This is a genomic window from Roseobacter sp. HKCCD6576-2, assembly GCF_013179285.1.
Classification (GTDB): domain Bacteria; phylum Pseudomonadota; class Alphaproteobacteria; order Rhodobacterales; family Rhodobacteraceae; genus Rhodophyticola; species Rhodophyticola oceani.
In genome coordinates this window covers 82,668-97,118 of sequence record NZ_WVNW01000004.1, presented here as the reverse complement: position 1 = coordinate 97,118, position 14,451 = coordinate 82,668, and the positions used below count along the sequence as shown (strand labels likewise).

Genomic DNA, 14,451 nt, shown 5'->3' with positions numbered 1-14,451 from the left:
CCCGGCTTTACCCACTGATAAGGAAGCGTGTGATGTTTAAAGGCTCAATGCCCGCATTGGTCACGCCGTTTGCGAACGGCGCAGTGGATTTTGACGCGCTGAAGAAACTGGTGGAGTGGCAAATTGCGGAAGGCAGCACCGGGTTGGTGCCTGTGGGGACGACCGGCGAAAGCCCGACTCTGTCCCATGACGAGCATGAGCAGGTGATCGCCGCCGTGGTGGAAACGGCGGCTGGCCGGGTGCCGGTGATCGCCGGTGCGGGGTCGAACAACACCGTCGAGGCGATCCGCTTTGTGGAACATGCAAAAGCCGTTGGCGCGGCGGCCGCTCTGGTGGTGACCCCCTATTACAACAAGCCGACGCAGCGCGGGTTGATCGCGCATTTTGCGGCCCTGAATGAGGTCGGTATCCCGATCATCATCTACAACATTCCGCCGCGCTCGGTGATCGACATGGCGCCGGCGACAATGGGCGAACTGGCCAAGCTGCCCAATATCGTCGGTGTGAAAGACGCAACCGCGGATCTCTCCCGCGTGCCGCAGCAGCGGATCACCTGCGGCACGGAGTTCATCCAGCTTTCGGGCGAAGACGCAACAGCGGTTGGGTTCAACGCGCAAGGCGGGCATGGCTGTATCAGCGTCACCGCCAATGTCGCGCCGAAGCTTTGCGCTGAGATGCAGGCGGCGACGCTGGCCGGCGACTATGCCAAGGCGCTGGACTATCAGGACCGTCTGATGCCGCTGCATGAGGCGATTTTCATGGAGCCCGGTTTGGCGGGGGCCAAATATGGCCTTTCGGTGCTCGGGCGTTGCTCTGACGAGGTGCGTTTGCCGCTGACCGGCGTCGAAGACAGCACCAAAGCCGCGATTGAAAGCGGTATGCGGCATGCCGGATTGATCAACTGAGATGAGCGGCGCGCGCCCAGGCGAGGTCGCGCTTGGCTTCGATCCGGGGGACCGGGTCGACGCGGGGCTGACCTTTATCGGGCGTATTCGCTCGCCATGGTCCAAAGGCAATGCGCCGAAGAACATCCGCCAAGCACGGGAGACCGGAGAAGCGGCGCGGATCGAGCTTGATCCGGCCTATGCGCCTGCTTTGACCGGGCTGAAAGTCGGGCAAGCGGTGCAATTGCTCTATTGGGTCGACCGCGGGGAACGCGACCTGATCGTGCAGACACCGGCCCATGCCGATGGTCCGCGCGGCACCTTTGCGCTCCGCTCCCCCGTCCGGCCAAACCCGATTGCGCTGGCCACGGTGCTGATCACCGGGATCGACGGCGCTGTGGTCGAAATCGACGCGATTGATGCGTTTGACGGCACGCCACTGCTCGATATCAAGCCCTGGATCGAAACCGTCGATGTCGCGCCGGGCTGGCACCTGGAGACGTAAGCGCCTATATCCCGCCCCCATGGCTAAGAAACCCGACAACCCAAATTACAAGGTGATCGCCGAGAACCGGCGGGCGCGGTATGATTATGCCATCGAGGATGATCTTGAGGTTGGGATCATCCTGGAAGGCTCCGAGGTCAAATCGCTGCGCGCCGGTGGCTCAAACATTGCCGAGAGCTATGCTGCGGTGGAGAATGGCGAGCTGTGGTTGGTGAACAGCTATATCGCGCCCTATCTGCAGGCCAAGACCTTTGCCCATGAAGAGCGGCGGCGGCGGAAACTCCTGGTCAGCCGCAAGGAGCTGTCGAAGCTGTGGAACGCGACGCAGCGCGAGGGGATGACCCTTGTCCCGCTGGTGATGTATTTCAACCACCGGGGGCTGGTGAAGCTGAAAATCGGCATCGCAAAGGGCAAGAAAAACCACGACAAACGCGCGACGGAAGCCAAACGTGATTGGCAGCGTCAGAAAGCACGGCTGCTCCGCGAGGGATAAGCCTGCGGCTGCGCGCCCCTTGCCAGCGTCAAGCCTTATGCGTAGGGCTATTCGGCAGATCGAAGACAGTCCAGAAAGGCCGAGATATGTCCGCCGATGATCCGAAAACCCTGGTCTCCACCGACTGGTTGGCGGCGCATCTAACCGACCCCGACCTTAGGGTGATCGACGCGTCCTATTACCTATCCGGGATGGGCCGCGATGCGCGGGCGGAGTATGAGGCCAGCCATATCCCCGGCGCGCGGTTTTTCGATATTGATGAAATCAGCGATCACCGCAGCGAGCTGCCGCATATGGCGCCGCCGGTCGAAAAATTCATCAGCCGGATGCGCGCCATGGGCGTGGGTGATGGCCATCAGGTCGTGGCCTATGACGGCGCCGGGCTGTTCTCGGCCGCGCGGATATGGTGGCTGTTCCGGCTGATGGGCAAGACCGACATCGCGGTTCTGGATGGCGGCTTCCCAAAATGGCAGGCCGAAGGGCGACCGGTGGAAGATATGCCGCCAGTGCTGCGCGACCGGCATATTACCGTGCAGCGGCAGGCGCATCTGGTGAAAGATGTGACGCAAGTGGCCTCGGCCTCGAAGCTCGGGGATTGGCAGATTGTCGATGCCCGCTCTCCAAGCCGCTTCAAGGGCGAAGAGCCTGAGGCCCGGCCCGGTTTGCGCGCGGGGCGTATTCCCGGCTCAATGAATGTGCATTACGCGAGCCTGCTCAATGCCGACGGTACGATGAAAGCGGGCGACGCTTTGCGTGCGGCGTTTGAAAGCGCGGGTGTGGATTTGGACAAACGAGTGATCACCACCTGCGGATCGGGCGTGACCGCAGCGATTTTGATGCTGGCACTAGACCGGCTCGGCCATCGCGATGTGGCGCTTTACGACGGCTCCTGGGCGGAATGGGGTCAGTTCGAGCAGTTGAAAGTGGCGACCGGATGAGTTTGATCAAAGCGGGCACGGAGCTGCCCTATCGGATCACCTATCTTGAGATGTTGGACGGCCCGAATGATCCGGCCCCGCTGCTGCCCGAAGGCGTGCGGCTGGACCATGCGGTCCGTCCGCCCGCATGGTTTTTCCTGGCGCTTTATGACGCTGTGGGCCGCGCTTATGAGTGGCAGGACAAGCATCGTGAAGACCCAGAGGTGGTACGCGCCTTTGTGCAGGACCCGGCGGTCGAGCTTTGGGTGGCCAGCGCTCAGGGATGGCCGCAAGGCTTTTTCCAACTTGATTTCCGCCAAGCTGGCACCTGCGATCTTGCCTATTTCGGGATGGTGCCCGAGGCGGTTGGCCAAGGTTTGGGTGGCAAATTGCTGCGCACGGCGCTTGCGAAAGGCTGGGCGGGCGAGGGCGTTCGGCGGATGACGGTCAACACCTGCACGCTTGACCACCCACGGGCCCTGGACCTTTATCAGAGGGTCGGGTTCCGTCCGATCCGCACCGAAGACAAAACCTGCATTCTGACTCGCGACCGTGATCCGTCGCTTTTTCCTGCCTGAAGGCCACACCATGTTTGAGACACTGACCCCGCCCGAGACCGATCAAATTCTGCGCATCATGACGCTTTATGCCGCCGATGAGCGCCCGCAAAAGGTCGATCTGGGCGTTGGCGTGTATCGCACCGCGGATGGGCGGACACCGGTTATGGCCGCGGTCAAGCAGGCCGAAGAGCGGATTTGGCAAAGCCAGGAAACAAAGAGTTATCTGGGCCTGGCGGGTGATCCAGGGTTTCATGCGGTGATGCGCGACTTGATCCTGGACGATGCGGTGCCGGCATCGCGGGTGGCTGCTCTGGCCACGCCGGGCGGCACCGGGGCCGTGCGGCAGATTCTCGAGTTGACCCGCAACCTCACGCCGGATGCGACCGTCTGGATCAGCGACCCATCCTGGCCCAATCACCGCTCAATCGCCGGGTATCTTGGCCTGAACCTGCGGCTTTATCGCTATTATGACCCTGAAACCGGCGGGTTGGATCGCGACGGGATGATGGGGGATTTGGCCGAGGCGAAAACGGGCGATGTGGTGCTGCTGCATGGTTGTTGTCACAACCCGTCAGGTGTTGAGCTGTCGTTGCAAGATTGGCGGGATGTGGGCGCGCTGCTGCAACGCACGGGTGCGATACCGTTTGTCGACATCGCTTATCAGGGTTTTGGTGAAGGTCTTGAGGAGGACGCGGCGGGCACGCGGATCTTGGCGGGTATGCTGCCGGAAGTGTTGATCGCCGCCAGCTGCTCAAAGAATTTCGGGCTTTATCGTGACCGCGTCGGGATCGCCTTTGCGATCACGGCGGATGACAAAACCCAAGCCAAAGCACAGGCGACGTTGGCGTTCCTCAACCGACAGAATTATTCCTTCCCGCCGGATCACGGCGCGCGGGTGGTGGAGACGATCCTCACCGATCCGGCCCTTACCGAGACCTGGCGAACGGAGCTCAGAGAGATGCGCGAGGGGATGAGTGCCACGCGGCAATCGATCGCCGAGGCTTTGCGGGCCGAGACGGGCTCGGACCGGTTCGGCTTTCTGGCCAGCAATCGCGGCATGTTCTCGCTGATCGGCGCCACGCCCGAGCAGGTGGAAGCCCTGCGCGACGACCATGCGATTTATGTGGTGGGCGACGGGCGGATGAACATTGCTGGCCTGACACCCGACAGCATCCCTTATGTGGCACGCGCGGTGGCAAAGGTGATGGGCTAAAGACCCTTGTCAGACGGGCGGAAGGGGCGTATTGCGCGCCATCGCCCGATTATGGGCCAAGTCTCCGACCACCTTGTCAAAACGGAAAACAACATGAACCGCACGTATTTGCCTGGCATTTTGGCCATGGCGTCGATTGTCGTCGCCTCCAACATCCTCGTCCAATTCCTTTTCGGCCAATGGCTGACCTGGGGGGCGTTTACCTATCCGCTGGCCTTCCTGGTCACCGATGTCATGAACCGCGTCTATGGCGTGGCCGCCGCCCGGCGCGTTGTTTTCGTTGGGTTTTTGGTCGGCGTTGCTTGCTCGCTGATTGGAACGCAGATCATGGGCGAGTTCGGCCCGCTGGTCACGCTCCGCATCGCGATGGGCTCCGGTCTGGCCTTCCTGACGGCGCAGCTTTTGGACGTCGCCATCTTTGACCGGATGCGCGACGGCGTTTGGTGGAAAGCGCCGGTTTTCTCAACGATCATTGGGTCTTCGGTGGATACGGCGCTCTTCTTCACCATCGCCTTCTCGGCCAGTCTGACCTTCCTTGAGCCGGGCAATGACGTGTCCTGGGCCGGAGAGATGTTGCCGATGCTTGGAGCCGGGCCGGTGGCGCCGCTTTGGGTCTCGCTGGCCTTCGCGGATTGGCTGGTGAAACTGTCGCTGGCGATCCTGGCGCTGATTCCGTTCCGCATCCTCACCCGCCGATTATTGGCACATGTCGCATAATTTCTTTTGACAAACACAAAATCTGTGGCAGGCTCACCTCAACAGCAACCAAATGAAAGGAGGTGATCCAGTGTCTAGAGAGGTATTGGAGAATGGCGTCGGGACAGCTTGGGAGGATCGCCGCTAGGCAACCCTAGGGGGCGAACCCCATCCCAGGTGGACCAGCGGTCCTGACCGCGCCCACCTCCTGATTTCTCGAAAAGGGTCGTGCCATTGGTGCGGCCCTTTTTGGTGCCGAAATTGCCGTATGGATTTGGTATGGATCCCGTATGGAAATGATACAGACGCGAATGAGGGCGGCCTATGCTGCGCATCACCGACCAGATCAGCCTTGAAGACTGGGAACTGACCGAGAGCTTTACCCGCGCCTCGGGCCCGGGTGGGCAGAATGTGAACAAGGTCTCGACGGCGGTTGAACTGCGGTTTGAAGCGGAGCGCTCGCCCAACCTGCCCGACGCAGTGAAGCGGCGGCTGCGGCGGCTGGCCGGATCGCGCTGGACCAAAGACGGGGCGGTGGTGATCTTCGTGCAAGAAACCCGGCACCAAGCGCGGAACCGGGAGATCGCGCGAGAGCGGTTGGCGGAGCTGGTGCGCCGGGCGACGGTGGTGCCGAAACGGCGGCGGCCGACCAAACCGACCCGTGGCTCGGTCGAACGGCGGCTGAAGGCGAAAAAGGCGCGCGGCGACGTGAAAGCGTTGCGAGGAAGAACCGAGACGGAGTGAGTGACGGCAAGTCTCGGCGCAGCGACGACTCGCCGTCTTCTTTCTGCGCCACTCCCCCTTACGTTGTGGAAAACATCGCAGGAGGCCTCTCATGAAAATCGGAATCGTTGGCGCAGGTATGGTCGGATCGGCAGCGGCCTTCGCCATGGTGATGCGGGGGATCGGCTCGCGGATCGTGTTGGTCGATCTCGACGAGAAACGCGCGCAGGCGGAGGCGGAGGACATCGCCCATGCGGTGCCCTTTGCGCATCCAGTGATGGTTGAGGCGGGCGGTTACGAGGATTTGGCGGGCGCGGCGGTGGTCATTCTGGCGGCGGGTGTGAGCCAGAAACCGGGGGAGACGCGGATTCAGCTTCTGTCCCGCAACGCGGCAGTGTTTGAGGCCGTGGTGGGCCAGGTGATGGCGGTGGCGCCCGAGGCGATCCTCTTGGTGGCGTCGAACCCGGTGGACATCATGGGGCAGATCACGCAGCGGATTTCGGGGCTGGCCCCGGGCCGCGTGATTGGCTCTGGCACGATCTTGGATACCGCCCGGTTCCGTTGGCTCTTGGGGCGACATCTGGGGATCGCGCCGCGCTCGGTCCATGCCTATGTCCTTGGCGAACATGGGGATTCGGAGGTGTTGGCCTGGTCGAATGCGCGGGTCGGCTCCGTCGAGCTGACCTCCTTCGCGGCGCAGGTGGGCGCGGCGCTGACGGCGGATGTGCGGGCGCGGATCGACACCGGCGTGCGCCGCGCGGCCTATACGATCATCGAGGGCAAAGGCGCGACCTGGTACGGGATTGGCGCAGGCCTGGCGCGGATCGTGAACGCCGTGATCGCCGATGAACAGGCGGTCTTGTCGGTCAGCTGCGTGTCGGATGTGCTGGGTGTGGAACAGGTCGCCTGCTCCCTACCGCGGGTCGTGGGGCGGGATGGCGTGGTGGCGGAGCTGATGCCGGATTTGTCGCCGGAAGAGACAGAGGGGCTGCGGGCGAGTGCGGCGATGCTGAAGGGGTGGGTGGAGGAGGTGGGGTAGGTTGGGTGCACGGCCCCGTGCAAGGGCTGCACACAACCTGTGCATACGCGGGGGTGCGAGTCGGACGAAGGAACGTCAAACGGCACGACGCATCGCTTGGATGGCACCTGATAGGGAATGAAGAAGATGGGCCAAGTTAGCCAGAACAGTTCCTTGACGGTTGTGGTAGTCGGATCTCACCACACAATATCTAGCAGTCATGTAATGCTGGAAAGTACAACTTAAGCAGTCAAGTTGTACTCTAGGCCACCAAGAGTATAACTTGACGTAGAACGTTGTACTTGAGGAACGACATGGACACGTCACTATTCGGCTCAAAAAGCACGGGACACCTTGTTGACACACCAAATAACGTAAAAGCGTTTGTTCCGAACGCCTTACCGCCAGAGTTGGACCTAGCCAGCCTCATAGTACCACTTCAGAACGCACGCGACGCCATAGCAGAACTAAGAGGTGCAAGCCGTCGGCTAGGAAACCCATACATCCTAGTAAGACCATTGCAACGGCGCGAAGCCCTCACATCATCGGCGATGGAAGGTACTTTCACAACGGACGACGATCTACTTATAGCAGACGCAGGCATGGACGAAGCAAGCGACCAAGCTTCGATCGAAGTAAGAAACTATCTAAGAGCCCTCAGTGAATCATTGAGAATGCTGCAAGAAGATGGTCTACCCATTTGCCACAAGGTCATAAGGACCGCACATGACATTCTGCTATCAGGTGTTGGAAGTCATCGCGGAGCCAACCGAAACCGCGGATCTTACAAAACTGAGCAAAACGCTATCGGAGGAGTCCGAAGGGGTATTGAACATGCACGTTTCGTCCCGCCTCCGCCGACTGAGACGGAAAAATGCATGGATCAGTTGGAGGCCTACATTAACAGGCCAAATCGCGATGAAACGCCACCCCTCATAGATATGGCACTCGCCCACTACCAACTTGAAGCGATTCACCCATTCTCGGATGGCAACGGGAGAGTCGGGAGAATGCTGATATCGTTGATGGCTGTCGAAAGAGGATTGTTTGAAACCCCTCTCCTGTATGTCAGTCCGGAGTTGGAAGGGCGAAAGGACGAGTACATTGATCTGATGCTGGCTGTATCTACCAATGGTGCGTGGAACGATTGGATTTCTTTCTTTCTCGACATTGTGGAAGATAGCGCACGTAGTTCCATCCAAGTCGTAGACCGCCTAATTTCTCTGCAAGCTTCCTATCGAGAAAGAGTTACTCTCGCCACAAAGGCGGCCAACGCCGTCGCATTGGTGGACATGCTCTTCGATTCTCCAATTGTCCGTGTTCGGGACGTTCAGGATGCATTTGGGGTGACTTATAGGGCTGCTAGAAACACAATTGACAAGCTAATAGAGCAAGGTGTTCTCGTCGAAGTTAGCCGATTACACCCAACCGTTTTCATTGCGCCCGAAATTATGAAAGTCGCCGATCGAGAGTGATGCTTGCCTAAACCACCACCTCCACCCGTTCCTGCTCCCCCACCCCAAACACCCGCTTATATCGTGCGATCTCGGCCTCCGGGCCCATCGCCTTCTCCGGGTTATCCGACAGTTTCACGGTCGCTCGACCATTCGCCGCGACCGCCTTACAGACCAGCGAAAACGGCGCCAGGGCGTCGTCGGGGACGAGGCCTCGGAAGTCGTTGGTCAGGAGGGTGCCCCAACCGAAGCTGACCCGGACGCGGCCGGCGAATTGGGCGTGGAGCTCCTCGATTTTGCCGACATCCAGCCCGTCGGAGAAGATCACCAGCTTCTCGCGCGGGTCTTCGCCGCGGGCCTTCCACCAGGCGATCGCGGTTTCGGCGCCTTTGGCCGGATCGCCGCTGTCGATGCGCATGCCGGTCCACTTGGTGAGCCAATCGGGCGCGTGTGCCAGGAAGCCGCGGGTGCCGAAGGTGTCGGGCAGGATGATGCGCAGGTTGCCGTCATGTTCGTCGTGCCAGTCGGAGAGCACGTCATAGGGCGCGGCCGCCAGCGCGGCGTCGGTCTCGGCCAGCGCGGCATAGACCATGGGCAGTTCATGGGCGTTGGTGCCGATGGCCTCGAGATCGCGGTTTTTGGCGATCAGGCAGTTGGACGTGCCGGCGAAGGCGTCACCGAGACCCTCTTGCATCGCCTGCACGCACCAGTCTTGCCAGAGGAAGGAGTGGCGGCGTCTTGTGCCGAAATCGGCGACGCGGAGGCCATCGATGGCTTTCAGGCGCGCGACCTTTTCCCAGAGTTTGGTCATGGCGCGGGCATAGAGGACCTGCAACTCAAACTTACCCATGTCGCGCAGGACGGCGCGGGAGCGGAGTTCCATCAGCACGGCGAGCGCGGGGATTTCCCAGAGCATCACCTCGGGCCAAGTGCCCTCAAACGTCAGCTCATATTGGTCGCCGACGCGCTCCAGGTGGTAAGGGGGAAGTTGCAGCGCCTCGAACCAATCCATGAATTCGGGCGTGAACATCTGCCGTTTGCCGTAGAAGGTGTTGCCCCGCATCCAGGTGCTTTCGCCACGGCGGAGGCGCAGGGTGCGGATATGGTCAAGCTGTTCGCGCAACTCGCCCTCGTCGATCAGGCGGGCGAGCGGGATGCGTTTGGTGCGGTTGATCAGCGAGAAGGTGACCTGCGTGTCGGGGCGGTTGCGGAACACCGACTGGCACATCAGGAGCTTGTAGAAATCCGTGTCGATCAGCGAACGGACGATCGGGTCGATCTTCCATTTGTGATTGTAGACGCGGGTGGCGATGTCGACCATGGGCCTGTCCTCCTGCGTGTGAGTTAGAGCGCAAGGGGCGGGCGGTGTCGAGGTAGGAAACCTTGGCCCATTTCCGCGGAGATGTGGCGGCGTCTGGGGTGGTGATCACGAAACAATTCGGTCATGTGGGTCTGATAGGGCTATGGTGTGAGTTCGACGAACGGATCTGCGACCGGACCCAATGGCCACAGAGGCCGGACCTTGGCTGGACGCTCAGTTGTCCTGGCCCGGGTTTTCGGCCATAGCTGACCAAACGCCGATGTGAGCGCTACCATCCGACCGGAAAAAGGGACTTTGCTATTTCATGAGACGCCTGCGCAACGTGAAAATTGTCGCCACCTTGGGCCCTGCGTCCAACGACTACGAAATGATCCGAGCGCTGTTTGAGGCGGGGGCGGATGTGTTTCGCCTCAATATGAGCCATGGCGATCATGACGAGATCCGCAAACGACATGAGATCATTCGGCAGATCGAACAGGAGTTGGACAGCCCGATTGCCATCCTGGCCGATTTGCAGGGGCCAAAGCTGCGCTGTGGTGTGTTTGCGAATGATCATGGCTTTGACATGGAGGATGGCGCGGCGTTTCGGTTCGATCTGGACGAAACGCCGGGCGACACGACGCGGGTGCAGCTTCCGCATCCGGAGATTTTCGCGGCCTTGGCGCCCGGCGCGCATCTCTTGGTCAATGACGGCAAGGTGAAGCTGAGGGTCGAGACCTGCGGGGCGGATTTTGCGGAGTGCGTGGTTGTGGCGGGCGGGCCGATCTCCAACCGAAAGGGTGTGAATGTGCCCGATGTGGTGCTGCCGCTGGCGGCCTTGTCAGATAAAGACCGGCGCGATTTGGAGTTTGTCTGCGAATTGGGCGTGGATTGGCTGGCGCTGAGCTTTGTGCAGCGCAAAGAGGATGTGGAGGAAGCACGCGATCTGGCCAAGGGCCGCGCGGCGATCTTATCGAAGATCGAGAAGCCGGCGGCGGAGAAGGCGTTCGACGAGATCCTGGTGGCCTCGGATGGGATTATGGTGGCGCGCGGAGATTTGGGCGTGGAATTGCCGGTGCAGAATGTGCCGCCGATTCAGAAACGTCTGGTGCGGAAGTGCCGCGCGGCGGCCAAGCCGGTGATCGTGGCGACGCAGATGTTGGAAAGCATGATCGAAAGCCCGGTGCCGACCCGCGCCGAGGTCTCGGATGTAGCGACCGCGATCTATGAAGGTGCGGATGCTGTGATGTTGAGCGCCGAATCTGCGGCAGGCGGCTATCCGATCGAAGCCGTGAATACGATGAACAACGTCGCTATCGAGGTCGAGGCCGACCCGACCTATCACGAGATCATGCGCGCCTCGCGCCATGTGAAACGTTCGTCGGTGGCCGATGGCATCGTGGCCTCGGCGCGGGAGATCGCGGAGACCACGGATATCAAAGCGATTTGTTGCTTCACCCAATCAGGTAATACCGCGAGTTTGGTGGCGCGCGAGCGGCCCTCGGTGCCGATTTTGGCGCTGACCCCGCTGACCCATGTGGCGCGGCGGCTCTGTCTGACATGGGGCACCAATTGCTTCATCACGGCCGGTGAAGTGAGCCGGTTCAAACTGGCCGTGGTCTCCGCGGCGCGGGCCGCGCGCGAGGGGGGATTTGCCTCAGAAGAGGAGCAAATCGTTGTTACCGCCGGTGTGCCCTTTAATGTTCAGGGCACAACGAATATCATCAGGGTCGCGCCTGTGGCCGAGAGGCTGATTTACGCAACCGAGCCGGATTGACGCCCATTTGACAGTTCCTCACGATATTCTGCTTGTGATCGCCACATTGGTTACGGGATTGGCGCTTGCGTCGATTTTCTCGGCTTGGGCGGACAAGATATGGCCGGTGCGTTCGATCATCAGCTTGGTGATCGCCTTGGGCCTCTTCGCATTTGTGCATCTGCAGACGGCCGAGGGGCTGACGCTGGTCTCTGTGCCGGATGCCTTTGTCTCGGTTGCGGCGCGTATCCTGAACTGACCCCTTGCGCGGGCGCGCAATCGGCGCTACATCGCGCTTTCTTATCGGTGCGGCCGGCCAATTGGCATGCCGAGTCGCGCCTGAACCGACCCGAATAGGAGACGGAAATGCCGAAGATGAAGACGAAGTCGAGCGCCAAGAAGCGCTTCAAGATGACGGCCTCTGGTAAGGTGAAGGCTGCTCAGGCGGGCAAACGCCACATGATGATCAAGCGGACGAACAAGTTCATCCGTAATGCGCGGGGGACGACGACCTTGTCCGCTCCCGACGCGAAGATCGTCAAATCCTACATGCCCTACGCGCGCTAAGGAGGCCTGAGATATGTCCCGCACCAAAGGTGGAACCGTCACCCATCGCCGTCACAAGAAGATCGTGGATCAGGCCAAAGGCTATTATGGCCGCCGGTCGACGAACTTCAAAACCGCGACCCAGGCCGTCGACAAGGCCAACCAATACGCGACCCGCGACCGGAAGAACCGCAAGCGGCAGTTCCGCGCGCTGTGGATTCAGCGGATCAACGCCGCTGTGCGTGCCCATGACGAGGCGCTGACCTATTCGCGCTTCATCAACGGCCTGTCGCTGGCCGGGATCGAAGTGGACCGTAAGGTTCTGGCCGATCTGGCCGTGCATGAACCCGAGGCGTTTGGGGCCATTGTGGCCCAGGCCAAGGCCGCGCTCTAACCTGCGCGTTCGCCTTAACAGAGCTTTGGGCCCCGTCGCCGGTTGATCCGGCAGCGGGGCCTTTTCATTTTCGGGCCTTGGTGCCCGGCTTGCAATCGAAGGGTGCTGTGATAGCTGACACCCGAACGGATATGGAGACCTGAGATGGACGGGTTGGACACGCTGCGTGGCGGTTGGCTTGAGCGCATTGCGGGGGCGGCGGATGAGGCGGCCCTTGAAGAGATGCGGGTGGCCGCGCTGGGCAAGAAGGGCGAGATCAGCCTGAAGATGCGCGAATTGGGTAAGATGACACCCGAGGAGCGGCAAGTGGCTGGCCCGGCGCTGAACGCGCTGAAAGACGAGGTGAACAGCGCCTTGGCTGCGAAAAAGGCGGCGCTGGGCGATGCGGCTTTGGACGAGCGGCTGAAAGGCGAGTGGCTCGATGTGACCTTGCCGTCGCGGCACCGGCGGCAGGGCACGATCCATCCGGTCAGCCAGGTCACCGAAGAGGTCACCGCGATTTTCGCCGATATGGGCTTCGCCGTGGCCGAGGGGCCGCAGATCGAGACCGATTGGTACAACTTCGACGCGTTGAACATCCCCGGCCACCACCCCGCGCGGGCCGAGATGGACACGTTCTACACCCATCGCCGCGAGGGCGATAATCGCCCCCCGCATGTGCTGCGCACCCATACCTCGCCGGTGCAAATCCGGCATATGGAGGCCCATGGCGCGCCTTGCCGGGTGATCTGCCCGGGCCGGGTCTATCGCGCCGATTACGACCAGACCCATACGCCGATGTTCCATCAGGTCGAAGGCTTGGCGATTGACCGCGATATCTCCATGGCGAACCTGAAATGGGTGCTGGAGGAGTTCTTCTCCGCCTATTTCGGCACCAAGGTCACGACCCGGTTCCGCGCTTCGCATTTCCCCTTCACCGAACCCTCGGCGGAAGTGGATATCCAATGCTCCTGGGAAGGTGGCACGGTGAAGGTCGGCGAGGGCGACGACTGGCTGGAAGTGCTCGGCTCCGGCATGGTGCATCCCAACGTGATGCGCGCGGGCGGGATCGACCCAGAGGAATGGCAAGGCTTTGCCTTTGGCATGGGCATCGATCGGATCGCGATGCTGAAATACGGGATACCGGATCTGCGGGCGTTTTTTGATAGCGATCTGCGCTGGCTGCGGCACTATGGGTTTGCGGCGCTGGAGGTGCCTGCGGTTCATAGTGGGGTGTGATGCTTATCTGGCGTAGTTTTCGAGGTATGTTTCGCGGCTATGTTGCGACAAAAGCCGAAAGGGACACCTTTCGACTGCTCGCGAGTTTTTCGGACACGCGTTACCAGCCCATCGAACGCGACTATGCGCTTAAGACTATGAATGAAACGGAATCGCAGGCAGGAACGCTACTTTCCCATATCTCGATAATGATTGCGGTTACCGGAGTCATTTGGGCATTTAACTCTCAGGGCCTGCTTAGAACGGTCCTCGCGATTGAGCTTGTAGGATACTTGATACTCGCCTTACTTTGCATTCGCTGTCAGCTACGAATTGGTCGGCGCGCCGCGCTAGATATCGACGCGATAGATCATAGCAAAGTGCCGGGGCAGGGCGTTGATCGATCAAGGGAGCTGGTTTTTGCACTTTTCGATGAAGCACTTTTTAGAGATCGTTTGCTTAGGTTCTGTATCCCGGTTCTGTACGTTTTGACCGTCGTGTTAATCGGAACGTTGATAGCCGCACTTCTGGTCGGATGACTGGTTTTAGATCGGAACTCAAATTGCCATTCAGCCTTTCGCAAGCGTCGTGACAGCACTGCCCCAATAGCGCTGAAAGCGCCGGGCGAGCGCCTGCCCGTTCCGGCGGGCTGGCGCTTTTGCGGGGTTGATGCTCCTATTTGTCGAGGATGTACTTGGCGGGCATAAAGCGCTCCGGACCGACGTAGCAGCGCCATCCCACGGGCAGGCGCGCGCCCGGCTTGCGCTCAAATCAGTGCCCGGGAAGTCCCGACGT

The 14,451-nt window shown here is 60.7% G+C and carries 17 protein-coding genes; 16 read left to right on the top strand and 1 reads right to left on the bottom strand.

Going from position 1 to position 14,451, the window contains the following annotated elements:
- Positions 1-32 precede the first annotated feature (32 nt).
- The 10 genes from dapA (at position 33) to GTF44_RS15165 (ending at position 8,484) form a co-directional block, all read left to right on the top strand.
- Positions 33-905 (top strand): 4-hydroxy-tetrahydrodipicolinate synthase, encoded by an 873-nt coding sequence (gene dapA, locus GTF44_RS15210; RefSeq protein ID WP_171560273.1) that lies wholly within the window; start codon positions 33-35, stop codon positions 903-905.
- 1 nt (position 906) lies between these two features.
- Complete coding sequence (gene tsaA, locus GTF44_RS15205) at positions 907-1,389, top strand: tRNA (N6-threonylcarbamoyladenosine(37)-N6)-methyltransferase TrmO (protein ID WP_171560274.1); 483 nt, start codon at positions 907-909, stop codon at positions 1,387-1,389.
- A gap of 19 nt (positions 1,390-1,408) precedes the next feature.
- On the top strand, positions 1,409-1,882 hold the full coding sequence (smpB, locus tag GTF44_RS15200) for an SsrA-binding protein SmpB (RefSeq protein ID WP_171560277.1): 474 nt from the start codon (positions 1,409-1,411) through the stop codon (positions 1,880-1,882).
- 86 nt (positions 1,883-1,968) lie between these two features.
- Positions 1,969-2,820 (top strand): 3-mercaptopyruvate sulfurtransferase, encoded by an 852-nt coding sequence (gene sseA / locus GTF44_RS15195; RefSeq protein ID WP_171560278.1) that lies wholly within the window; start codon positions 1,969-1,971, stop codon positions 2,818-2,820.
- Positions 2,817-3,377, top strand: coding sequence for a GNAT family N-acetyltransferase (locus tag GTF44_RS15190; RefSeq protein ID WP_171560280.1), 561 nt, complete (start codon positions 2,817-2,819; stop codon positions 3,375-3,377). Before sseA ends, GTF44_RS15190 begins: the two co-directional genes overlap by 4 nt.
- A gap of 10 nt (positions 3,378-3,387) precedes the next feature.
- Entirely contained in the window at positions 3,388-4,572 is a 1,185-nt protein-coding gene (locus GTF44_RS15185; RefSeq protein ID WP_171560282.1) for an amino acid aminotransferase, read from the top strand.
- 93 nt (positions 4,573-4,665) lie between these two features.
- Positions 4,666-5,289 (top strand): queuosine precursor transporter, encoded by a 624-nt coding sequence (locus GTF44_RS15180; protein ID WP_171560283.1) that lies wholly within the window; start codon positions 4,666-4,668, stop codon positions 5,287-5,289.
- 303 nt (positions 5,290-5,592) lie between these two features.
- Positions 5,593-6,012: an alternative ribosome rescue aminoacyl-tRNA hydrolase ArfB gene (arfB, locus tag GTF44_RS15175; protein WP_171560285.1), complete on the top strand. Its 420-nt coding sequence runs from the start codon at positions 5,593-5,595 to the stop codon at positions 6,010-6,012.
- A 91-nt stretch (positions 6,013-6,103) separates the two neighbouring features.
- Positions 6,104-7,030: an L-lactate dehydrogenase gene (locus tag GTF44_RS15170; protein ID WP_171560287.1), complete on the top strand. Its 927-nt coding sequence runs from the start codon at positions 6,104-6,106 to the stop codon at positions 7,028-7,030.
- Positions 7,031-7,323: 293 nt separating this feature from the next.
- On the top strand, positions 7,324-8,484 hold the full coding sequence (locus GTF44_RS15165) for a Fic family protein (RefSeq protein WP_171560288.1): 1,161 nt from the start codon (positions 7,324-7,326) through the stop codon (positions 8,482-8,484).
- Between the two features lie 7 nt (positions 8,485-8,491).
- Here GTF44_RS15165 and pncB read toward each other — a convergent pair whose 3' ends face one another.
- Positions 8,492-9,784, bottom strand: coding sequence for a nicotinate phosphoribosyltransferase (gene pncB / locus GTF44_RS15160; protein WP_171560290.1), 1,293 nt, complete (start codon positions 9,782-9,784; stop codon positions 8,492-8,494).
- A gap of 304 nt (positions 9,785-10,088) precedes the next feature.
- Here pncB and pyk point away from each other — a divergent pair, with 304 nt between their 5' ends.
- The 6 genes from pyk (at position 10,089) to GTF44_RS15130 (ending at position 14,195) form a co-directional block, all read left to right on the top strand.
- Entirely contained in the window at positions 10,089-11,540 is a 1,452-nt protein-coding gene (pyk, locus tag GTF44_RS15155) for a pyruvate kinase (RefSeq protein ID WP_171560293.1), read from the top strand.
- A 7-nt stretch (positions 11,541-11,547) separates the two neighbouring features.
- Positions 11,548-11,778: a hypothetical protein gene (locus GTF44_RS15150; protein ID WP_171560295.1), complete on the top strand. Its 231-nt coding sequence runs from the start codon at positions 11,548-11,550 to the stop codon at positions 11,776-11,778.
- 107 nt (positions 11,779-11,885) lie between these two features.
- A complete protein-coding gene (gene rpmI / locus GTF44_RS15145; protein ID WP_171560298.1) occupies positions 11,886-12,086 on the top strand; it encodes a 50S ribosomal protein L35 in 201 nt (66 codons plus the stop codon).
- Positions 12,087-12,099: 13 nt separating this feature from the next.
- On the top strand, positions 12,100-12,459 hold the full coding sequence (gene rplT, locus GTF44_RS15140; RefSeq protein ID WP_145214648.1) for a 50S ribosomal protein L20: 360 nt from the start codon (positions 12,100-12,102) through the stop codon (positions 12,457-12,459).
- A gap of 153 nt (positions 12,460-12,612) precedes the next feature.
- A complete protein-coding gene (pheS, locus tag GTF44_RS15135) occupies positions 12,613-13,677 on the top strand; it encodes a phenylalanine--tRNA ligase subunit alpha (RefSeq protein ID WP_171560578.1) in 1,065 nt (354 codons plus the stop codon).
- Positions 13,677-14,195 (top strand): hypothetical protein, encoded by a 519-nt coding sequence (locus GTF44_RS15130; RefSeq protein WP_171560301.1) that lies wholly within the window; start codon positions 13,677-13,679, stop codon positions 14,193-14,195. Before pheS ends, GTF44_RS15130 begins: the two co-directional genes overlap by 1 nt.
- The last annotated feature ends 256 nt before the right edge of the window (positions 14,196-14,451 follow it).